Annotated in this window: 20 protein-coding genes; 8 read left to right on the top strand and 12 right to left on the bottom strand. The window is 42.9% G+C overall.

Features of this window, described 5'->3' with window-relative positions; all coding sequences use genetic code 11:
* Positions 1-65: 65 nt before the first annotated feature.
* A complete protein-coding gene (locus tag J5X94_RS12165) occupies positions 66-941 on the bottom strand; it encodes a 23S rRNA (adenine(2030)-N(6))-methyltransferase RlmJ (protein ID WP_010196880.1) in 876 nt (291 codons plus the stop codon).
* 140 nt (positions 942-1,081) lie between these two features.
* Here J5X94_RS12165 and J5X94_RS12160 point away from each other — a divergent pair, with 140 nt between their 5' ends.
* The 3 genes from J5X94_RS12160 (at position 1,082) to dapE (ending at position 3,665) form a co-directional block, all read left to right on the top strand.
* Positions 1,082-1,834: a 2OG-Fe(II) oxygenase gene (locus tag J5X94_RS12160; protein ID WP_210541409.1), complete on the top strand. Its 753-nt coding sequence runs from the start codon at positions 1,082-1,084 to the stop codon at positions 1,832-1,834.
* Positions 1,835-1,893: 59 nt separating this feature from the next.
* On the top strand, positions 1,894-2,358 hold the full coding sequence (locus tag J5X94_RS12155) for a hypothetical protein (protein ID WP_210541408.1): 465 nt from the start codon (positions 1,894-1,896) through the stop codon (positions 2,356-2,358).
* Between the two features lie 107 nt (positions 2,359-2,465).
* Positions 2,466-3,665, top strand: coding sequence for a succinyl-diaminopimelate desuccinylase (gene dapE / locus J5X94_RS12150; protein WP_210541407.1), 1,200 nt, complete (start codon positions 2,466-2,468; stop codon positions 3,663-3,665).
* Between the two features lie 191 nt (positions 3,666-3,856).
* On the opposite strand, the gene J5X94_RS12145 is transcribed toward dapE, so the two are convergent.
* The 6 genes from J5X94_RS12145 to J5X94_RS12120 form a co-directional block, all read right to left on the bottom strand.
* Positions 3,857-4,339: a GyrI-like domain-containing protein gene (locus J5X94_RS12145; RefSeq protein WP_210541406.1), complete on the bottom strand. Its 483-nt coding sequence runs from the start codon at positions 4,337-4,339 to the stop codon at positions 3,857-3,859.
* A gap of 93 nt (positions 4,340-4,432) precedes the next feature.
* The gene (iscX, locus tag J5X94_RS12140) at positions 4,433-4,642 is read right to left on the bottom strand and encodes a Fe-S cluster assembly protein IscX (protein ID WP_010196865.1); all 210 of its coding nucleotides are present in this window, start codon (positions 4,640-4,642) and stop codon (positions 4,433-4,435) included.
* Between the two features lie 94 nt (positions 4,643-4,736).
* On the bottom strand, positions 4,737-5,300 hold the full coding sequence (locus tag J5X94_RS12135; protein ID WP_210541405.1) for an acyl-CoA thioesterase: 564 nt from the start codon (positions 5,298-5,300) through the stop codon (positions 4,737-4,739).
* 159 nt (positions 5,301-5,459) lie between these two features.
* Positions 5,460-6,857 carry an NAD(P)(+) transhydrogenase (Re/Si-specific) subunit beta gene (locus tag J5X94_RS12130; protein ID WP_010196858.1) on the bottom strand — a complete coding sequence of 466 codons (1,398 nt, stop codon included), beginning with the start codon at positions 6,855-6,857 and terminating at the stop codon, positions 5,460-5,462.
* A complete protein-coding gene (locus J5X94_RS12125) occupies positions 6,854-7,201 on the bottom strand; it encodes a proton-translocating transhydrogenase family protein (protein WP_201574529.1) in 348 nt (115 codons plus the stop codon). Before J5X94_RS12125 ends, J5X94_RS12130 begins: the two co-directional genes overlap by 4 nt.
* A gap of 143 nt (positions 7,202-7,344) precedes the next feature.
* Positions 7,345-8,511, bottom strand: a complete 1,167-nt coding sequence (locus J5X94_RS12120) for an NAD(P) transhydrogenase subunit alpha (RefSeq protein WP_210541404.1) — start codon at positions 8,509-8,511, stop codon at positions 7,345-7,347.
* Between the two features lie 480 nt (positions 8,512-8,991).
* Between J5X94_RS12120 and yaaA the strand changes: the two genes are divergently transcribed.
* Complete coding sequence (gene yaaA / locus J5X94_RS12115) at positions 8,992-9,792, top strand: peroxide stress protein YaaA (RefSeq protein ID WP_210541403.1); 801 nt, start codon at positions 8,992-8,994, stop codon at positions 9,790-9,792.
* Positions 9,793-9,944: 152 nt separating this feature from the next.
* Here yaaA and J5X94_RS12110 read toward each other — a convergent pair whose 3' ends face one another.
* From J5X94_RS12110 to J5X94_RS12100, 3 genes are all read right to left on the bottom strand, one after another.
* A complete protein-coding gene (locus J5X94_RS12110; RefSeq protein ID WP_210541402.1) occupies positions 9,945-10,322 on the bottom strand; it encodes a hypothetical protein in 378 nt (125 codons plus the stop codon).
* 369 nt (positions 10,323-10,691) lie between these two features.
* Positions 10,692-12,341 (bottom strand): chaperonin GroEL, encoded by a 1,650-nt coding sequence (groL, locus tag J5X94_RS12105; protein WP_189586337.1) that lies wholly within the window; start codon positions 12,339-12,341, stop codon positions 10,692-10,694.
* 97 nt (positions 12,342-12,438) lie between these two features.
* Positions 12,439-12,732, bottom strand: coding sequence for a co-chaperone GroES (locus tag J5X94_RS12100; protein ID WP_025652227.1), 294 nt, complete (start codon positions 12,730-12,732; stop codon positions 12,439-12,441).
* Positions 12,733-13,583: 851 nt separating this feature from the next.
* Here J5X94_RS12100 and J5X94_RS12095 point away from each other — a divergent pair.
* A complete protein-coding gene (locus J5X94_RS12095; protein ID WP_201593444.1) occupies positions 13,584-14,354 on the top strand; it encodes a DUF3108 domain-containing protein in 771 nt (256 codons plus the stop codon).
* Positions 14,355-14,443: 89 nt separating this feature from the next.
* On the opposite strand, the gene J5X94_RS12090 is transcribed toward J5X94_RS12095, so the two are convergent.
* Together J5X94_RS12090 and wrbA are read right to left on the bottom strand one after the other, a co-directional pair.
* A complete protein-coding gene (locus tag J5X94_RS12090) occupies positions 14,444-14,917 on the bottom strand; it encodes a hypothetical protein (RefSeq protein WP_210541401.1) in 474 nt (157 codons plus the stop codon).
* Between the two features lie 40 nt (positions 14,918-14,957).
* Entirely contained in the window at positions 14,958-15,575 is a 618-nt protein-coding gene (wrbA, locus tag J5X94_RS12085; protein ID WP_201593442.1) for an NAD(P)H:quinone oxidoreductase, read from the bottom strand.
* A gap of 343 nt (positions 15,576-15,918) precedes the next feature.
* Between wrbA and J5X94_RS12080 the strand changes: the two genes are divergently transcribed.
* The 3 genes from J5X94_RS12080 (at position 15,919) to J5X94_RS12070 (ending at position 20,642) form a co-directional block, all read left to right on the top strand.
* Positions 15,919-17,472 (top strand): YihY/virulence factor BrkB family protein, encoded by a 1,554-nt coding sequence (locus tag J5X94_RS12080; RefSeq protein ID WP_210541400.1) that lies wholly within the window; start codon positions 15,919-15,921, stop codon positions 17,470-17,472.
* A gap of 162 nt (positions 17,473-17,634) precedes the next feature.
* Positions 17,635-19,251, top strand: coding sequence for a DUF2254 domain-containing protein (locus J5X94_RS12075; protein ID WP_210541399.1), 1,617 nt, complete (start codon positions 17,635-17,637; stop codon positions 19,249-19,251).
* 116 nt (positions 19,252-19,367) lie between these two features.
* Positions 19,368-20,642, top strand: a complete 1,275-nt coding sequence (locus tag J5X94_RS12070) for a cation:proton antiporter (protein ID WP_210541398.1) — start codon at positions 19,368-19,370, stop codon at positions 20,640-20,642.
* The last annotated feature ends 125 nt before the right edge of the window (positions 20,643-20,767 follow it).

The following is a 20,767-nucleotide window of genomic DNA, read 5'->3' as shown; positions in this document are numbered from 1 at the left end:
CTTATTGGCCGACATTGCTATTCATTGACCCCGTTGTTTACTGACACCCTTATTTACTGGCGCTATTATTCGCCGACGAGCCAGCGCACATTGGTCGCACTATCAGGCGTTAAGTCTGGAGCATTGGCAACTTTTAGTACTGGCTGCAAGAAGCGTAGAATTTCACGCGCATGGTTATCGAACTGCCATGGCGGATTGATAATCAGCATTCCTGTGCCGTTAAGACCCACGGCGATATCGTTCGGATAAATATTTAGCTCACAAACCAACTGACGTCTCATTTCAGTACGTTTTAGCTTTTTATAGAACAGCTCTACCGCCTCAATGTTTTTGATCGGGAACCATAACGCATATGTGCCTTGTGGCCACTTATTATAAGAGTGCACCAATAGATCGATCAGGCGAGTAAAGTCTTTGTGTTCTTGCTCGTAAGGAGGGTCCAAAAATATGAGACCACGACGTTCTTGTGGTGGAATAACGGCACGAATACCTTCAAACGCATCACGATGATGAATGCCGATTGGCAATTTATGTAGCTGATAGTTAAGCGCATCGTACTCACTGGCTTTGGCTTCAAACGCTTCACCGCGCACGCCTGCATCTGGATTTTTTTCGATATGATGCGCAATCCACCAAGGCGAACCAGGATAGACTTTTTTGTCATAAGTGAAACGGGCTTGCTTGATACCTTCTATATAGTCTTTGACAGCAGGCGGTGCTTTTTCGACATCAGCCTTTACTAAAGATTGGATACCACCTTTAGCTTCTCCTGTCTTGCGCGCCTCTTCACTGGCAAGTGAATACAATCCACGACCGCCATAAGCATCAAGCACATAAAAAGGTTTGTTTTTTTGCCCCAGCTGGTTGAGTAATTGTACCAATAAAATGTGTTTGACCACATCAGCAAAGTTACCAGCGTGGTAGGCGTGTTTATAGTTCATAAGTTCAAAAGTTTAAATAAGAAAAATTGCATCTATGGTAGCATAGGCAGAGTAAAAGATAACGATGGTTTTGGTAAAAAGGCATCGATTGGCTGTGTATTGTCAGCTAATTGAGTGTTTATTGATAACGGCGAGACGAAATGACGAAGATTACTAGCAATCTTGAGGTGACACAATTGGTTGTCGATCAGCCAATCGGTCAGGATAATCCGCCCATGCTGTTTGTCCCAAGTGAAGACTATAACCATGAGCCGCCAACTCAACACGTCCTGCAAACATCTGACTTTGACGTTGATTGGGAAAACAAGCTAACAGATACGAAGTTTGATAAGTTTGTAGAGGATGGCTGGCTAATCATTGATGATGTCTTTGACAGCACTGCATTATTGGCGCTACAAGCGGAAAGTGGTTTTATTGACTATCGTGATGCAGAGCTGACTGCTGGCATTCGCCTCAGTGATATTCGTGGTGATAAAATCCGCTGGATCACGGAAAATTTCTTTGCTGGTTATTATTATTTGCAAAGTATCAATACACTTGCCGCTTTGTTCAATCGCAGTTTGTTTGCTGGTATTCGTCATAGTGAAGCGCATTATGCTTGCTATCCAGTTGGTTTTGGCTATCAATGGCACAGTGACAATCCGGCTGGTCGTGACGAACGTGTTATTTCGGCCGTGTTTTATCTCAATGATGAATGGGCATCAACTGACGGCGGCGCACTAGAAATCGTCGATACACATGGCATTCATCATAACGTCATGCCTGTCGCCAACAGATTGATCATATTTGCCAGCGATCTACAGCATCAAGTACAAATTGCTCATCGCCAACGCTACTCTATTGCGACTTGGTTAAGGCGCGATGATACTATAGTCTTGGTTGCGCCACTATGAGCGTAAATTTAATACTAACTATTATTTGAAATAAGCCTTGTTAATTAAGGATAATGACAATGCATAGGACTTTGTTTAGAAACTTTCTCTTAATTATTATATTTCCTCTGATTGTGAGCTGTGAGACGCTTAATCATCAAGCTCCTACTCAACAACACAATGAGTTCTTTTTTACCTATTATTTGCCGAAGTCCACTCCTGAAAAACCTATAATAATTAATCCGACCGCTATTACTACTGAATTCAAATATGAGGATGGATGTCTACTTGCATTTGATGGAAGCAAATGGATGACACCTGTATTTCCCGAAGGACATGCAACTTTTGATAGTCATAATAAGACTTTAAAACTACTAGGAACAAGTTATAAAATGGGTGATGTCATTTCTGCGGGTGGCTATGTGAGTGCTTACAATAGTGACAAAGTTAAAAATTATAGTAATACGCTAGCCGAAAAGTGTATTACAGAGTATCTAGCAATAGATTACGGCGATTATGAGAAAATTTACTTGGATAAAAATTAAAGTTATTTTGAGCATCAGAATTGATAAACATCAGCATTAGATAAATCTTATAAAAATAAGCCAGATTTTATCACAAGAAATATTAAATCAACTTGTCTAGGAATGTCATGAGTTCAGAAAATAATAGTAAAACCCATCAGCAAGAAACTCTAGATTTAAGTATTGCGTTATTGGAACGACCTTCCGTCACCCCAGATGATGATGGCTGCCAAGATATGTTGTCAGCACGGTTAGAACAGGCAGGCTTTGACTGCGAGTTTATGTATTTTGGCGATAGAGATAAGACTGGCGAGCATGCTGAAGTCAAAAACTTATGGGCGCGCCGTGGCACAGCCGATCCAGTTATTTGTTTTGCTGGGCATACGGATGTCGTGCCAACGGGCGATGAAAACAATTGGACTTATCCACCATTTACGCCAACTATCGCTAATGGTTATCTATGGGCGCGCGGTGCTGCTGACATGAAAACAGGGATTGCCGCCTTTACTGTCGCAGCCGAGCGTTTCGTTGCTAATCATCCTAAGCATAAAGGCTCTATTGCTTTTTTAATCACCTCAGATGAAGAAGGCCCATCGATTAACGGCACCGTCAAAGTCATTGAAACCTTAGAAGCACGTCAAGAAAAAATTACTTATTGCTTAGTAGGCGAGCCATCAAGCACGGATACGCTTGGTGATATCATCAAGAACGGTCGCCGTGGCTCATTGGGTGCAGAATTAGTGGTCTTAGGCAAGCAAGGTCATGTGGCCTATCCGCATCTAGCCTGCAATCCTATTCATGCGGCGATGGCAGCATTAGCCGAATTAACTGCTGCTAAATGGGACAATGGCAATGAATATTTTCCAGCGACTTCATTACAGATTTCCAATATATTTAGCGGTACTGGCGCGACCAATGTCATTCCTGAAACGCTAGATGCAGTGTTTAACTTTCGCTTTTCAACTGAAACGACTGAAGATGAATTGAGAGAAAAAACTCACGCCATCTTTGATAAACATTTTAAAGATAGCAAAGCTAGTTATATGATTCATTGGAAGTTATCTGGTCAGCCATTTTTGACCCCAGAAGGTAAGCTAGTGTCTGCTTGCCAGCGTGCGATTAAAGCAGTGACCGATGTTGATACTACATTGTCTACGTCTGGTGGCACATCAGACGGACGCTTCATTGCGCCAACGGGTGCACAAGTGGTTGAGCTTGGCGTGCGTAATGCCACGATTCACCAAGTTGATGAAAAAGTCGAAGTTGATGATTTAGGAAAGCTTGCGCAGATTTATGAGGGGATTTTAGAAAATTTACTACTGGACTAATTGTAGTTATTTAAAGTAAAAAAAGCGCCATCTGCTTTAGATTGGCGCTTTTTTATTTATGATTTTGATAGGCATTAATTCAATAACTTAAGTTAATTACTAACTGATAGCTTTTATCAATGCACTTTCATGTTTTTTGCAGCCAATTTTAGATAAAAACTGTCTTTTAGCTACTTATAACACGTATAGCTTTATTCAATACCAATATAAAGATCTATTTGCCCAAACTCTAGATTACCACCGATATACTGCTCAAAATCGACCTGATAAGTTCTAGTATGCTCACAGCTTGGATCGTTAAAGTAAGTCCAAGCATTCTCCCAAGCGTTCATCACTGTATTAGGCATTCGACCTTGTTCAGAGAATACCAAGTATTTCCCTGCAGGAATGCTGACCGTTACTAGATTACCAGCGCTTTGCTGCTCTTGCTCGCTGTCTACTTTCCAACTCGCCACGACATCAAAAGCGCCTACTAAATCATCGCTCTCATAGTTATGAAAAACACCATAAATGTCTTCACCTTCAGAAAGCTGCTTCACATGATTTTGGTAGAATTTTTGCCATAAACGACCCAATTTAGCAGTGTCATGGCTGATTTCAGCGTTATTAGTGGTACGAGCACTGAGGCCTTTGCAAACTATCGCTTCGGATAGCTCTTTAATTTGTGAAGTCATGATAGCGCCTGTCCTGTATATTTAGTCGATTTTTTATTTGAAGTAGTACATAGCTTATAGAGTACGTAGCTTATAGTTAGTAGCAAAGTTACTCTAATCCGCTTCATCAATCCAGTTCATCTGAATGGCTTCTAAGATGCCTTCATTAGATTTTTGTGGATCATCATCAAAGCCTTCAAGCTCAGTCACCCAGCGATGCAAGTCAGTAAAGCGAATGTACTGTGGATCGGTCTCTGGGAATTTTTCATAAAGCTCGATAGCGATATCCAAGCTGTCTGTCCATTTTAGTTTTTGTGGGATCATAATGGTACCTTCTTTTTTAATTTTAAGAAAAAATGTTATCGCTCTAATAGCCCCCATCCTACCAAAATTCGTCTTATGATTATAGGCAAGTTCGTTAAGCTGTCTCTGTTGCTTCAGCTGGCTCAGCAGATTTGGTAGATTTAACTGCTACTTGGTGTTCATTCCACGTGGTAATCGTATTCGTCATCTGCTCGCCTGTCATATCCAATACCTTTGGTGTGCGCATACCGTTATCGTCTGTAAAAACAAACTTAGTCATGCCGACGCCCATTAGCTGGTTTTTTACAAAGAAGCGATGCTCAAAATATACATATTTGTGATCCCATCCTGCGACTTCACTACTGAGCGTCATTTTGTCCAAAAACTTAATTTGCTTAAGATAAATCATCTCTTGCATGGCGATGACCCAGTTTAGGGGCTTAATGCCTTTTTGATGACAGTGCTTCATTACCCATCGCGTAATGTTTAGCTCAATAAAAGATAGGTAACGGTAGTTAGGTAGATGGTCGCGAAAACCCATATCATGTGGCAAGATTCGATAATGGCGAACTGTCGGTGCAGTCAATGTCTCTATACTGAGAGTCTCACTCACTGATTGCTGCTTAAGTTGTTGTTTTAGCAAACTAACCATAATAAAAAAACGTATCAACATATTCATAAATAACCTTCTTAACTCTTATTTTGTATAAACTTATTTGATGTAAACAATGATTGAATATAAGCGAGGCGTACCTTAACGCAAAAAAAGCCACCTCAGTGACTTTTTTATTTAAAAGCTTATATTTAGAAGTAAATATTTAACCGCTTACTCTAAAGATTAATGAGCGCCATTGATACTACGTACCATCTCTTCTACCATCTTTTTCGCATCGCCAAAAATCATCATGGTTTTGTCCATGTAGAACAAGCTATTATCAAGTCCTGCATAACCCGTGCTCATCGAACGCTTGATAACCATCACTGTTTGTGCTTTGCTGACTTCTAAGATTGGCATACCAAAGATTGGTGAAGTCGGATCATCTTTTGCAGATGGGTTTACCACATCGTTGGCACCGATGACCAAGACCACATCCGTACTAGCGAAGTCTGAGTTAATCTCATCCATCTCAAGAATATCGTCATACGGCACATCCGCTTCAGCCAATAGGACGTTCATGTGTCCAGGCATACGACCAGCAACTGGATGAATGGCAAAACGAACATTAACGCCTTCTTCTTTTAACAGCTCATACAGCTCTTTTACTGCATTCTGCGCGCGACCTTGCGCCATACCATAACCCGGTACGATCACAACGTTGCTGGCATTGGCCATCAAGAAGCCTGCATCTTCTGCTGAACCAGCCTTGTAGTTCTTTGGCGCGCCATCGTCTCCGCCTGCTGCCACTGCTGACGTGCCCATACCACCGAACAGTACGTTGAGTAATGAGCGGTTCATGGCTTTACACATGATATAAGACAGAATCGCACCTGATGAGCCGACCAGCGAACCTGCGATAATAAGCATTGAGTTGCCGAGGGTAAAACCAATACCCGCTGCTGCCCAACCTGAGAATGAGTTCAATAGTGATACAACCACTGGCATATCGCCGCCACCGATTGGTGCAATCCACATCCAACCGAAGATAACCGCAATCACTGCCATTGCATAAAAGGCAGGTAATGAATCAGTGACGAAATACATGCCGCCAAAGCCGATCATCGCAATGAACAGTAGCGCTTGGACAGGTTTGACCCATCCTCCGACCAATGTTTTGGCCCAGCTCTTCGCCGCCAATTTACCGAAAGCAAATACTGACGCTGAAAAAGTAATCGCACCAATAAAGCAACCGATGAACAATTCGACACGAGCAACCGCGCCATGCTGCTGCTCAGTATGCAATACGGTTGCCAAGGCAATCGCAACTGCTGCCAAACCGACGAAAGAATGCATCAAGGCAACGGTTTCTGGCATTTGGGTCATCGCGACCGTTTTTGCCTTCCACATACCGACGACCGCACCCAATACCATGGCACCAATAATCAACCAAAGAACAGGGCCTTCTGCTAAGAAGAAAGTGGTCACAACAGCAATCGCCATCGCCGCCATACCAAAGCGGTTGCCGCGAATAGCCGTTTTTGGACTAGATAAACCACGTAGGGTTAAAACGAAAAGAATAGCGCCGACTAGGTAAAACCAATCCGCATTTGCCGCAATCATTGTTGAAAAATCATTCATGCGTTGCCTCCATTTTCAGTCGTCCCAGTTTCAAGAGCGGGTGCTTTTTTCACTTTGGGTTTAAACATCGCAAGCATACGCTCAGTCACGGCAAAACCACCAAAGATGTTGACACTGGCTAGAAATACCGCAAAGGCACCCAGCAAGCTGGTTGGTGTAAATATAGAGCCATCAATCGTGACGGTCTGTAGCATCGCACCAACGATGACAATACTTGATAATGCGTTGGTGACGGCCATCAATGGTGTGTGTAGTGCAGGCGTAACGCCCCAAACCACGTAGTATCCGACAAAAATAGCGAGCACAAATACAGTGAAAATCGCTACAAATGGTGTACTACTCATGGCGGCACCGGCTGGCGCGGCAGCTAAAATAGTGGCAATCATCTTATCCTCCTAAAAATTTATTCGTTACTGGCAAATGTATGGTGACAACGTTAGTAGTAACAATGTTGTGATGACAGGCTGTAAAAACTTAGCCAGTCAAACTAGCGTTTGGCCAGTCGTACCTGACTGTCATGTGTCACCGCCAGTGCGCCCTGAATCTCGTCTTCCATGTCTAAGTTAAGTGCCAAGTTAGCTGATGCGTCACCTGCTGAAGCGTCATCGCCAGCAGGCGCAATTAAGGTTGTGATAAAGTTAACCAAGTTGTTGGCATACAAATCTGAAGACTGCGCCGCTAGCATCGATGGAATATTGGCGGCACCAACAATACGCACGCCATTGTCCGTAGTGATGGTTTCGTTAGGCACACTGCCTTCTACGTTGCCGCCCGTTCCAGCAGCCATATCGATCAGCACTGAGCCTGCCTTCATTTTGGCAAGCGTTGCCCCGTGCACCAAACGTGGTGCATTACGACCAGGAATCTGCGCCGTCGTAATCACGATATCGGCATTGCTTAACGCTTTGTCTACCACAGCGGCTTGGTCTTTGATATATTGCTCTGATGGTGTCCACGCATAGCCGCCTGTCGCTTTGGCTTTTTGCGCTTCTTCTTCACTCATCGGTACATCAAGCCATTTACCGCCTAGGGATTCAACTTGCTCTTTAGCAGCAGGACGTAGATCACTGGCTTCTACCACTGCGCCTAAACGCTTTGCCGTCGCAATGGCTTGCAAACCTGCAACCCCAACCCCTAAGATGACCACTTTGGCAGGCTTAACTGTACCCGCTGAGGTCATGAACATTGGAAAAGGACGTGAGTATTCATTCGCTGCCAGTAATACCGCTTTATAGCCGGCAAGGTTGGCTTGTGATGACAAGACATCCATATTCTGTGCGCGTGACAATGTGCGCGGCAATAACTCCATCGCAAAAGCAGTAGCGCCTTTGGCAGCATAAGCATCTAGCTGTGTATTACGATACGGGTCGAGCATCCCAACGACAATTTGACCTGTGGTCAAATGTTCTATCGCCGCAGCAGGTAAGTCATTGACCGTAGTAATAATTCGAGACTGTGTAATGACCTCGGCGCTACTACTGGCAATCTCGGCACCGGCAGCTTGATACATTTCATCAGCATAATATGCTGCTTGACCTGCACCTGACTGTACGACGACTTCAAACCCAAGCTTACGCAATTTTTTGACTGCGTCTGGGGTTATCGCTACGCGACTTTCGCTCGCGATATCTGCACTGATTACACCGATTTTCATACCGTCTCCTTACTTACGTCTTAATGACTACTTTTAATACCCTCAACGCACATTGAAAAAGCACAGGGGACAAAAAAACCTTTGGTCACTACTGGTTTAACATTAACGACCAAAGATTATCAATTTAATAAATGATAGCTGGTTTGCCATCATGCCTTTTTATTATAGAGATATCATCGGCTAACTTTCATTGACTAATGATGACCCACAAGTAAAATAAAAAGTTAGGCATTTACACCATCTGCATAACTTTTATTGTTATATTAAAAAATTTTATTTTTCAACTAACTTGTCAGCCCTTATGGTACATGGGCTAAGAGAACCAGTAACGACCTGTGACATAATTATAAACTACCAGTATACTGTTAAAAAATACAAAACCACGACGAGTAAGTCAAGTTAAACCTGTGTATATCGTATAATGAGAAAGCTTGACACCTCAACAGGTCGGTCATTGATTCACTATAATAAGGAATAACGATGTATTTTGTACTCTCCCCTGCCAAATCTTTGAATGAGAAAGACACTGTGCCAGTCAATTTAGGCAACTACTATAGTCAGCCTGAGCTGATTGAGCACTCACAAGCACTGATGAAAATCCTGAAGTCGAAAGAGCCGATTGATTTGCAAGAGCTGATGAGTATCTCTGACGATTTGGCACAGCTGAATGCACAGCGTAATCAGGACTGGTCTTGGAGTGCTAATACTCACTTTACGGACAGTAATGCTAAACCCGCAGGTTATTTGTTTGATGGAGATGTTTATACAGGTCTTGATATGTATCACATGGACAAAGACACCGCCATTTACGTCAATGAACATTTGGGTATCTTGTCCGGTCTTTATGGCGTGCTAAAGCCACTGGATTTTATTCAGCCGTATCGACTTGAGATGGGTACTAAGCTTAAAAATGAGCGTGGCGATAATTTATACGAGTTTTGGGGCGAAGAAATCACTGAGATTATTAATAAGCGCATGGCTGATAGCGATGACAAAGTTTTGGTTAACCTTGCTTCTAATGAATACTTTAAAGCGGTAAAGAAGAAAGCCTTGAATGCGGAGATTATCACGCCAAGATTTGAAGATGAAAAGAATGGCCACTATAAAGTCATTAGCTTCTATGCCAAAAAAGCGCGTGGACTAATGGTGAAATATGCAGCAGATAATAAGCTGACCAATGCTGAACAGCTAAAGCAATTTGATTTGGCTGGATACTACTATTGTGAAGATGCTTCTGATGATAAGACGTGGACGTTTAGACGGGATGAGGCGAATCAGTAGCAGTAATACCTTCAATCAACCTCTGCCTGTGATTAATCTCTAATTGTAAGACCCTAATAAATATAAAGTCTATTAGGGTCTTATTTTATGTATATAGAGTAAGTGACTCATAAAGTATGGCTTGTAAAATTATTGATGAGAGAACGAATAAATTATAGAGAAATCTCAACCTCTATCTTAATTGGTCTTTTTAGATGAATAGTCACTTTAATATTAATAGACGCTGCTTCTGGCGGCTCATTATCTAAAGCGCCATTGACGATATGTGCTATTTTCATCGCTTCTATATCTTTGAGCTCAAAGCCGATCGCTTTGGCATTTTTCATAACCTTTTCGTAAATCTCCTTTTCATTGGTATTGCGTTCTTTGTTATTAAACGACAGCTGCATCACTTGTGGCCGTTCAACCCGAGACATGCTCATCGCTTTTTGAGACGTTTGCATACTATTCTGAAATTTATATTCAGCTGAACTAGGAACAGAAAATAGAGCTAACGCTGATACTGCCATCACAATCGATAGTATTTTCATCTGTTAATTCCTTCTGGTTTGATTGATTGCTTGTGACTCATAGCGAATATATTCGCTATAACAACTATATCTTAATAATCAGTTAATTGAAAATTTAAATTAATATTAGAAATATTAATCAAATTTGATATCAAAAACCCCAGTAAGCTCAGCTCGCTGGGAGTTTTCTGTGTGACGCTAACTATCGTATTAAACGCAAAAAAAGCCCTGCTATCTTTCGATAACAGGGCTTTAATGATTAAACAGACTTTGTGACGTTGGTAATATTTCTAGCGAAAAGCGATTTGTCGAGGAAGACTAGCGAAAATAGTACCTATTGTACATTAAGCGCATCTGACGAAGACAAATCGCTTTGTAGTAAAAGTAAAATTACATCATGCCGCCCATTCCACCCATACCGCCCATTCCACCGCCAGCACCCATGCCAGCCATACCGTCATCACCTTGTGGCAAATCAGTAATCATGACTTCAGTGGTTAGCATTAGACCGGCAACAGATGCTGCGTTCTCTAGCGCTGAACGAGCGACTTTAGCTGGATCAAGGATACCCATCTCTAACATATCGCCGTATTCGCCAGAAGCTGCGTTGTAACCGTAGTTACCGCTACCGCTCTTCACTTCGTTAACTACCACTGAGGCTTCTTCGCCAGAGTTGGTCACGATTTGACGTAATGGTGCTTCCATTGCGCGACGTAAGATATTGATACCAGCATTTTGGTCGTCATTATCACCACGTAGCTCAGACAATGCATTCATTGCACGAACTAGAGCAACACCGCCACCAGGGACAACGCCTTCTTCAACCGCTGCACGAGTGGCATGTAGCGCATCATCAACGCGATCTTTCTTCTCTTTCATTTCAGTTTCAGTCGCAGCGCCAACTTTGATAACGGCAACGCCGCCAGCCAGTTTAGCCATACGCTCTTGAAGCTTTTCTTTATCGTAGTCAGACGTTGATTCTTCAACTTGACGTTTAATAGACTCAACACGGTTTTCGATATCTGCTTTGTTACCAGCGCCATCGACGATAACGGTGTTTTCTTTACCGACAGTGACTTTCTTAGCGGTACCAAGTTGCTCTAGAGTCGCAGTCTCAAGGCTCAGACCAATCTCTTCAGAGATAACCGTACCGCCAGTTAGCGTTGCGATATCTTCTAGCATCGCTTTACGACGATCGCCAAAACCTGGTGCTTTAACGGCACAAGTTTTTAAGCCGCCACGCATGTTGTTTACAACTAGAGTTGCCAATGCTTCATTTTCTACGTCTTCAGCGATGATTAGCAACGGTTTGCTTTGCTGCATCACTTGCTCAAGTAATGGCACGATCTCACGAATGTTGCTGATTTTTTTGTCAACCAATAGAATATATGGGTTTTCAAATTCAGCAGTCAGGCTGTCTTGCTTATTCGCAAAGTACGGGCTGATATAACCACGGTCAAACTGCATACCTTCGACAACTTCTAAGGTATCTTCAAAGCTTGAACCTTCTTCAACAGTGATAACGCCTTGCTTACCGACTTTTTCCATCGCTTGCGCAATCAATTCACCGATTTTGGTGTCTGAGTTGGCAGAGATAGAACCAACTTGGGCAATCGCTTTTGAATCGTCAGCTGGGGTAGATAGCAAATGGATTTGCTCAACAGCTGCACGTACCGCTTTATCGATACCGCGTTTTAGATCCATTGGGTTCATGCCAGCGGCAACTGATTTCATGCCTTCTTGCAAGATTGACTGAGCCAATACCGTTGCAGTAGTCGTACCATCACCAGCAACATCGTTGGTACGGCTAGCGACTTCACGGACCAATTGAGCGCCCATGTTTTCGAATTTGTTTTCAAGCTCGATTTCTTTGGCAACCGAAACACCATCTTTAGTGATGGTAGGTGCGCCAAACGACTTATCGATTACCACGTTACGACCTTTAGGGCCTAGTGTGACTCGTACTGCGTTTGCTAGAACGTTTACGCCGTCCATCATTTGTTTACGGGCATCTATGCCGAATTTTACGTCTTTTGCCATGTTAAATTACTCCACTATTATAAGTATGAGAATGCAATTAAATGTTTCAATGATATTGTCAAAAATGCGCTGAGTATAAATTAATACTCAAAAAGGACTAGCCTTCTAGCACACCCAATACATCAGATTCTTTCATGATAAGTAGTTCTTCGCCGTCAACCTTGACAGTTTGACCAGCATATTGACCGAACAAGACTTTGTCGCCAGCTTTTACATCTAACGCGCGAGTTTCACCGTTGTCACGAATCTGACCGTTACCAGTTGCTAGCACTTCACCTTGTGAAGGCTTTTCTTGAGCAGAACCAGGAAGCAAGATACCACCAGCCGTTTTTGTTTCTTCTTCTATGCGGCGGACAACAATACGATCATGTAAAGGACGAATATTCATCAATATGTCTCCAATAATTTAGTTATTTACAATAAGGGTTTATTTGAATTAATGGTCTCAATACCAATATCTATAAGCATTACCGCTTAAAAGCAGCAATCTAAAGATAAGCTTTGAGCTTGTATCAAAAAGTGGGGGCAAGATGGGCTAGCTTCAAGTGTAAACGCCAAAAATTTACAAGATTATTCTAGGGTCTGTTGAACATTCAAATATTAGGACTGCTGATCGCTAAAATCGCATCAAACCTTTTATCGAATCAGCGTAAACCGACGATAATGTCGAGACCTTAGCTAGGTTTATAACAACGTTTGGGATGATTTTAGCATCAGCCTTTCAGGGCAGGGCTATTTTTTGCCAATACATGGCGAAATTGTCTAACCTAGAATGACTAGGCATCAAAAATTTCACTGCGTATTGTCTAAAAAATAGCCACTGCCAGTTTCACATTTAAATGTTCAACAGACCCTAATGATAATTCGGTATTCAGTGTTTTCTGCCATTTAATATTATTTGGCAAATATAATGTACGAACTTTGGAAAAATGAGAAGTGGATATATTGAGGAATGTTGGCTGAATGAAAGGCTACTAAATCGCGGTACTTAATATAAAACCTGTGTTTTATTTGTCTCTTATTGCTGACTTTACAGCAAGTTACCTCTAATCGTTGTATCAAGCTTTATAGCAACATTTGCTACAAGCACTACACCTGCCAGTCTGCTGTTGCTCTTGAAAATGTAACAGAGTATGACCATTATAGAGGCTAGAAATATAAGCTATGAACACAAGCTATCAACATAATAAGAACTATCGATAAAAGCTGCTATATCAGCATCATATTAACTAAGGAACATCCATGAGTTTTTTATCAAAAAATAAAAAGTCATCAATAGCCGATTCTAACAACACCACACGCAGCAAGTCCAAACTCTTAACTGCCTTGACCTCGGGCGCTAGTATTGCTGCTATCGGAGCTTTAAGTATGACCGCACCTACCCTTGCCAGCGCAAAAACCATTCAACCATCGAACGCCAATTATAGCTTTACCGTTGAAGACAAATATAAAGGCACGGCTACCCGTACGCTCAACAAATCGGGCAATACATGGAAGTACAATGTCAATGCACGGGTGGCTGGCGTCGCAAGTGCGGCACAAAATAGTACGTTTACCATCAATGGTAACAATGTGATCCCAACTCAGGCCAGTACCACCTATAAGCTCCTAGGTATTGGACGTACACATAAATTAGACTTTAACCCAAGTAGCAAAAAGGTTACCAGTAACTATAGAGGCAAAACCTCAACCATGAGTATGGCGCAGCAAGCCTTTGATGATTTGAGCCTTGAGGTGCAAATTCGCCAAGATTTACTGAACGGTAAATTCTCAGGTAATTACTATATGGCGAAGAAAGATAAAATCGAAAAGACACCCTTTAAAAAATCTGGCAATACCAAAATCACCGTGCCAGCCGGTACCTTTGATACCGTGCGTGTCGATCGTATCCATGATGACAATAGCCGCTCTACCAGTTTTTGGTTAGCGCCAAGCTTAGATTATTTACCGGTAAAAGTAAGTCAGATTAACGATGGCAAAAAGATGGATTTAGAATTAACCAAAGTCAATTAAGGCTTTTATCACACCAGTAAAAAGACATAAAAAAGCGGCGCTCTAAATGAAGCGCCGCTTTTTTATGCTGGTAAATCAAGAATGAACGACTAGCGAGAACGAGGCTGCTTAACGACATTATTCATCGATGGCAGACGCTTTAGTAAAATAAATAACCAAACATTGATTGCAAATAGTAAGACAAAATCAAGCAAATAGACCAGAATTTCAATCACGCTGCTGCCATAAAAACGAGTAAACAGTACGACCCCACTAGCCCCTAAGTATACTAAGGTCAGCATACTGCCAATCAATAGCATATAGGGCGAGCGGCCGCGTAATATCACTGGTGTCAAGATAAAAGCCGGAATCAACCACAGCGTTTGCCAAGCGATGCCACCAATGATATCAGGGCTAGTCGGATTAAAAACACTGATCATAATCGGCAAGGCCAGTAACCGGTATGCCATCCAAACCAACCACGTGAGTAGCAAGCGTTGACGCATCGGTGCAATAGGCTTGCCAGCGTCAGTAGCTTTTTCTATTGGGGCATTAGCCTTGTTATCAGAACGGTTAATAGCCATTAGAAGTATCTTTTCCTTATAAGCAATATATCAGTGCGGCTTAGCGACCAAAGTTAGCCTGTGCTAAAGCCGTCGCCGTAATGGCAAGTCTACGACCTTGCGCAATTGCCAATTCACGCTCATCAGCAGATACCGGTTGATCATGCAACGCGCCGCTAACATGACTCACACCATAAGGCGTACCACCACGATTGGTACGATTGAGGGCGGGTTCTGCATACGGTATACCCACGATCATCATGCCATGGTGCATCAACGGTAACATCATGGTCAGCAATGTCGTCTCTTGACCACCGTGCATCGAGCCGGTCGCTGTAAATACCGAAGCTGGCTTGTTTTGTAGATTGCCTGCCAGCCAAAGGGTGACCGTATTGTCCCAAAAGTATTTCATGGGCGCGGCCATATTGCCAAAGTGCGTCGGACTACCAAGCGCCAGACCGCTGCAATCTTTGAGATCATCCATCGTGCAATACAAATCACCGTCGTCCGGTATCGCAGGCTTGCTTGCCGTGGTTTCGGGTGCAACGGTAGGCACAGTACGGATACGTGCGGTCATGCCAGCATCCTCAATCCCTTGTGCAATCGCATATGCTAATGTCTTAGTCGTACCATAACTCGAATAATAAAGCACCAAAACATAAGGGGTGGTCTGACTCATTAGCAAAACTTCCTCATAAAATCATCGACGTTATTGTCTTTAGTAGTATTCGCAGTGTACCAGCGTTTTACGCTGCCCTTAGGCTGTCAATTTTTGCGCAGCCACTTCTATTCCTTCGCACAGCCACTTCTATGCCTGTGTATCGTGCAGGATTAAACACCAGAATATATGTGCACATTATGCCCCAGTCATTGACTGACATGCAAACAAACGCTGCTTGACATTGTAGCGAGCCCAACCCGTTAACGGTTGCCGCTGTGCATTTTGACACAATTATTTGGCAGATGCGGATAGTACATTTTTGTTACACTATTGTCACTCTTATCGCTGCTAAATGGTCGACATGGAAAACTTATTAAAAAAAATCCCATTTTTACACCAACGCTGGTTTCAGTTCTTACGATTTTTGATTCGGCATTTTTTTGAAGACAACTGCCAACAAAAAGCGGCGTCACTTACCTATACGACCATGCTATCTATTGTACCGATATTAACGGTGCTACTGATGATTTTGTCCTCAGTACCAGCATTGGCTTCGGTCAGAGCACAGATTTATGAGGTGATTTATAGCAACTTGCTGCCACAATCAAGCATGCAGGTCAGCGAGTATATCAATAGCTTTGCGGAAAAATCATCAAACCTCACCATCATTGGTGCGATGGTGTTGTTTTTTACGACCATCATGACTTTGACGACCATTGAGCGCGCTTTTAACCAAATCTGGCGCGTAGAAAATCGTTCAGGTGGCATCAAAAGCATGCTGCGCTATTGGACCATCGTTACCCTAGGGCCGCTGGTTTTGGGTACGGCATTTATCGCCTCAAGTACCGTGCAAAGCCTGAGTTTTTTAAACCGCCAAATTGCGGGTTATGGCATTGATTGGTCTTTTTGGGTACAAGCCGTTTCAATTGGCATCACCATCGCTGGTTTTATCGGGATGTATTGGTTTATCCCAAAAGCTCGCGTGCCAGCAAAAAACGCAGCGATTGCTGGTATCTTTGTTGCCATCGTCTTTGAGCTGATGAAGCATCTTTTTGGTACTGTGATGGCAAACTTTACCAGTTACGAGGCGATTTATGGTGCTTTTGCCGCGCTACCTATCTTTTTATTATGGATATATTTGTCTTGGAATTTAATTTTATTAGGGGTTGAGATTAGTTATACCTTGACGATTTTTGAAACTGAGGAAGTCTACCCGCGCCATCCGCTGCTTAGCTTGTTAGACATGCTAAATCTCGTGTATACCCATCACTTAAAGGGTGAAGCGGTTAGCGAGCAAGCACTGCGTAATGTGCTGGGCCGCAAAGAGCTACCAAAGTGGTATACCTATATTAACTATCTGCAAGATAGCAATCTCATTACTATGACCGAAGACGATGACTATGTGCTCAAAAAAGACTTGCGCAACATGACGTTATGGGACTTTTATCGCACACTGCCTTATCCGCTGCCCATTAAGGATGAGCTGGACGAGATGAATCAAGAAGATCAAAAACCTTGGCTGAGCTTATTGGTTACTCGATTTGAGAATACTGAGGCGTTTGCCAAAGCACAGCTAAACTTACCATTGGGCACTATCTTCACAAACAGCGAGCCTCGCAAAAAATCAGCAAATGACGACGCTGACTCTCATCCGCATAAGAGGGACAAACTGTTTAGAAAAACGATGACTACCCCAACTCAGCAATTAGCCAAAGATACTTCAGACGTTCATGATGATGTCCCGCATTTTGACCCTGTGGCGTATGATAAAGACAGCGATGTAGACTGCGACAATCATGACCATGAAATTGTTATTCCTAAAGACACTGGCGAACAACCAGTAAAAACCGATGCTGGTAGACGCGAAGGTAAAAACACTATCATTACTGAAGCAGACAATCCAAAAGCAATATGAGTAACATCAGTAATTGAGCGGTAATAGTACGGTTAGCAAGGGAAACCCACCCCAGTTGGATGTCATGCTTGCCGTACTTTCTTGTATTGAACTGATGATGAATTTTAACCAATCAAGCCATATAACTGTCAAATAACTATTATTTTGGATACCTCAATACCTATGGCAGCCAATGACCATGCTAAAAACAGCCTCTTTACCCGCGCTGTCAATACAGGACAAAACGGACTAAAAAATCTCGCACAGTTATGGTCGCTAAAGACGCTAACCGACTTGCCTGATCGCTTTAGAAACCTTTGGGAGCATTTGATTGGCTCTTATTGGTTTATCCCAACTGCTTGTGTACTCGTGGGTATAATACTCGCGCCTATCTTAGTCACGATTGATGAGCACTTTGACCGTGAAACCGTCAGGGAGCTCAGTTTTGCCTTTACGGGCGATGATGATGCGGCACGCGCAATTATGACCGCGATTGCAGGGGCGGTACTTGGCGTCGCAGGTACCACGTTTTCGATAACTATTGCCGTACTATCGATGGCCTCCTCGCAATTTGGGCCGCGATTGTTACGTAATTTTTTGACAGATACGCCAAACCAATTTGTCCTAGGTGCGTTTATCGGTACCTTTAGTTATAGTTTATTGGTCTTAAAGTCGATTCATAAGTATGACGTTGCGTTTGGTGTGCCGCAGTTAGCAGTAACCTTTGCCATTATCATGGCGATTATCTGTGCTCTGTTATTAGTATATTTTGTCCAACACATGGTACATGCCATTCAAGCATCGCATGTCATTCAAAATGCCAGCAACGATGCGATTAAAAGTATTTACCATTGGTATAGTGACCAGTGTGATATCACACATCAGCGTGATGTTGAAGACAATGACGTTGAGCAGTTTTACGCTTGGCCGAAGACGACTATCTATTCGCCAAGCTGTGGTTACTTACAACAAATTTATCTAGAGTCGTTGATCACATTGACACAAGACTACGGTGGCGTGGTGCAACTCCATGCCAATCTTGGCGATTTTGTCACTGACAAAAACGTTATTGGCTATTTTTATCAACGCCCAGCTGATCATCCAAACAACCTAAAAAGGACGAAGACAGCACACTTGGCTGTTATCCCGCGTACACCCGATGGCATGTTTTGGCAGCGCTTTGCCACCTGCATACGTATTGAGCAGCGCGTCACACACTCTAATGATATCGCTTATAGTCTAGGACAAATGACCGAGATAGCCGTGCGTGCCCTGTCTCCTGGTATCAATGATCCCAAAACGGCGGTCAATTGTGTGCAGTCACTGACCACTTGCCTGAGTATTATCATGCGTCGTCAACCACCAAGTCCTTATCACTTTTATACGCCACCAACGCAAAACGACGACGCTGATACTAGCAAAGAGCAACGATTTACAATGCTAGCTGTCGTCACTCATACGCCAAGAATATCAGACTTTATTGATACCTCACTTGGTGAAATACGCCGTTACGCGACTGCCGACTTGATGGTGCTAAAAGCCCTCTGTCAGGCAATGGTCGATCTGAACTACGCTCGAGTAAATACAGCACAACAGCAAACCCTGCTGCACGAACTGAAATTGGTTGCGCGCGCAGGCGAGGAAAATCTGAGCTATATCGAATTAATCGATGATCTAAAAGCCATGTGCCAACAGGCAAAGCAATTTATCCTTGACGACGACGCTGCCCATCAATATTTTGCATATGTTGGTGAGTTTGCTGCCCACATTGATAAAGCGTTACAGACAGAATCAAGCTAATGATCTGAGTTATTGGCACATCGAATGCCAGCAGATAAGAACAAACACTCTATTTACACAACACTCATAAGCTTTTGGCTTAGAGATATCTTTACATTCACCCTGAGACTTCTTTCATGGCATCTACCACCAGTCTGACCATCCTTGAAATCAGCGCGATTTTTTTATCTATTACCGCTTTATTGACCTATGTTAATCATCGCTTTATTGGTTTGCCCACTACCATTGGTGTCATGGTCATCTCCATTCTCTTATCTATCGGCGCGATTTTTTTGGGCTTTTTAGGCTTTGACCAGCTCATTGATTATGAAGTCAGCTTATTAGAGCAGCTTGATTTTACTGAAGTACTGCTCGATGGCATGCTTTCTATGCTGTTATTTGCAGCAGCGTTGCACGTCAATATTAGTGATTTAAAACGTTATAAATTACCCATTGGTATTCTTGCAGGTATCGGCACCATAGTGTCATCGTTACTCATTGCCACTGCCCTGTATTTTATGCTGCCCCTATTTGACTTTGGCCTACCTTTTTTGTGGTGCTTATTGTTTGGTGCTTTAATATCACCGACTGATCCGATTGCAGTCATGGGCATCCTTGCATCGGCTGGTGCGCCAAAAAGCATCGAAACGGTCATTGCTGGCGAGTCCTTATTCAATGATGGCATCGGCGTCGTTATTTTTGTCTTGCTGCTTGGTATTTTGTCTAGCGGTGATATTCCAACCGCTAATTATGTAGCACATACCTTGGCTGTCGAGGCTGGTGGCGGTGTTGTCTTTGGCTTAGTGCTCGGTGCGATTTTGTATTATTTACTAAAGAGCATTGATAGTTATCAAGAAGAGGTGCTATTAACCTTAGCAGGTGTCATAGGCGGCTACGCGCTGGCCAGTCATTGGCATTTATCAGGGCCACTGGCCATGGTAATGATGGGATTAATGGTCGGCAACCGCGGTCGCGAGCTGGCGATGAGTGATAAGACTCGCCACTATATTGATTTGTTTTGGGAGTTAATAGACGAGATTCTCAACGCTATTTTGTTTGTTTTGATTGGTCTTGAAGTTGTGATAATCGCCTATTCGGGTAACTTATTTATCGCAGGTGGTCTGACCATTATCATCGCTCTATTAGCAAGGCTGATCGTGGTTGGCATGACTACTAAGACCTTTAGTCGTCAACTTAACTTGCCAGCTGGTGCATGGAAAGTGCTGACATGGGGCGGATTGCGCGGTGGTATCTCGGTTGCCCTAGTACTGCAATTGCCTATGGGCACAGAGCGCGATATCTTATTGGCACTCACTTATGCCGTCGTCATTTTCTCCATCTTGGTGCAAGGGTTGAGCGTCGGCAAAGTCGCCAAGAGCATTCGTACGGATGAGAAAACCGTTGAGCTATAGTCAAAGAACTCTAAAACGCTACGATACTGCTGATATTACTTTTCACTGACTATGTAAACAATAAAAATATCAATTATAAAAGCTTGCAGATAATAAAAACCCAGTATAAAGCCCTTAACTTTATG

This window comes from Psychrobacter sp. K31L (assembly GCF_017942195.1).
Lineage (GTDB): Bacteria > Pseudomonadota > Gammaproteobacteria > Pseudomonadales > Moraxellaceae > Psychrobacter > Psychrobacter glaciei.
Note: the sequence above shows the minus strand (reverse complement) of the source record. Positions and strands in the feature narration are given on the sequence as shown.